This is a genomic window from Stutzerimonas stutzeri, assembly GCF_000935215.1.
Classification (GTDB): domain Bacteria; phylum Pseudomonadota; class Gammaproteobacteria; order Pseudomonadales; family Pseudomonadaceae; genus Stutzerimonas.
In genome coordinates this window covers 1-1,515 of record NZ_JXXD01000342.1, presented here as the reverse complement: position 1 = coordinate 1,515, position 1,515 = coordinate 1, and the positions used below count along the sequence as shown (strand labels likewise).

Annotated in this window: 2 protein-coding genes; both read left to right on the top strand. The window is 45.1% G+C overall.

Annotation, left to right across the window (positions count from 1 at the left end):
- Positions 1-1,071 (top strand): DUF4917 family protein (locus LO50_RS24485; protein WP_236690627.1); only part of this gene is annotated, 1,071 nt, incomplete at its 5' end.
- 111 nt (positions 1,072-1,182) lie between these two features.
- Complete coding sequence (locus LO50_RS23215) at positions 1,183-1,458, top strand: hypothetical protein (RefSeq protein ID WP_044316506.1); 276 nt, start codon at positions 1,183-1,185, stop codon at positions 1,456-1,458.
- The last annotated feature ends 57 nt before the right edge of the window (positions 1,459-1,515 follow it).

The following is a 1,515-nucleotide window of genomic DNA, read 5'->3' as shown; positions in this document are numbered from 1 at the left end:
GAGTCCATTACAGCCTTCAAACCGCTCGCTGCGCTCACTGGGACGGGCCAAGGCCCGCCCCTTAACCAAACGTTATGCAATCGGAGCTATCAGGTGCTGACCTTCCAAGAAGCTTTAGGCAACATTGATCAAGAAGAGACACCTTCGCTTTTGTTAGCCAATGGCTTCTCTCAAGCATGGAATGCAAAAATATTTAACTATGCCAACCTTCTTGAAGCTGCAAATTTTGGTCAACGAGATGCAGTAATTCGGTCACTATTCACAAACCTAAACACTTATGATTTTGAAGCGATCATGAGACAACTGGTAGCAGCCGAAACTGTTTGTGAGGCATATGGAGTTGAACGAGAAATTATTAATCAGATAAAAGAAGATCAAGAGCACTTAAAGCAGGCATTAATCACTGCAATCTCTAACACGCACCCGCATCTTCCGCACGAGGTTACGAACGAGCAATATTGCTCTGTTCGAAAATTCATATCAGGCTTCAATCAAATTTTCACAGTCAACTACGACCTACTACTTTACTGGTCTAGAAATAAAAATGATTTACCGCCAGAAAACTACAGAACCGACGATGGTTTTCGAACCCAGCGGCGCTGGGAAGGACACAGTACAAACCAAGAAGTACACTTCTTGCACGGCGGGCTTCACATATACGACTCCGGCTCAAGCATAAAGAAACATGCCTTTACTGAGGCAGGAGAAACCATAACCGAGCAGGTCAGAGAAAATCTTGAACAAGGGAAATTTCCACTCTTTGTTTCCGAACCCAGCCATGAAGGCAAGCTCAAAAAAATCGAACATAACCCCTACCTTAACTATTGCTTTCAGGAACTAAGAAATCTCAAAGGAGCACTATTCATCTACGGTCACTCGATGGATGAAAATGACAGACATATTTTTGCTCAGATAAAACGCAGCCAGATAAGCAAGGTTTTTGTGAGCATTTACGGCGATGAAAACAGCGAAGCAAATACACGAGCAAGGGCAAATGCGCGTGCATACCTTCAGCGACCTGGGCTCGATGTAGATTTCTTTGATGCTGCAACGGCACCAGTGTGGGCATAACAGTTCAAGCCGTTCGCTTCGCTCACTCGGGACCGGCTAAAGCCGGCCCCTTAACCAAACGTTATGCATATTCAGAAAGTTGTCTTTCAGCTACAACCGGGGGGGCCGCAAATGAAAAAGAAAGTAGAACGGTCAAAATTACTAAGAGCCTTTAATTCGTTTTGTGCGGTTCTACTTATAGGCTCTGCAATTTACATCATAGTTATGGGCTTCAGCTCTGTTGCTATGGCAGCTATGGCTATTTCCGTTGCCGGAGCAGCTGCGCCTCTTGTTCAGAGCGACGAGGGATTCCTGGAGATAGTCATCGGCACCTTTGAAGCCATGATCGACGGGGTTTTAGCAATTATCGAAGGCATAACAAGCGCAATCGCTGGCTTGTTCAGTTAGATATGCATAACAATTGGTATATGGACTCTCCCCACAAGCAGTGAGGAATAGCTTTTT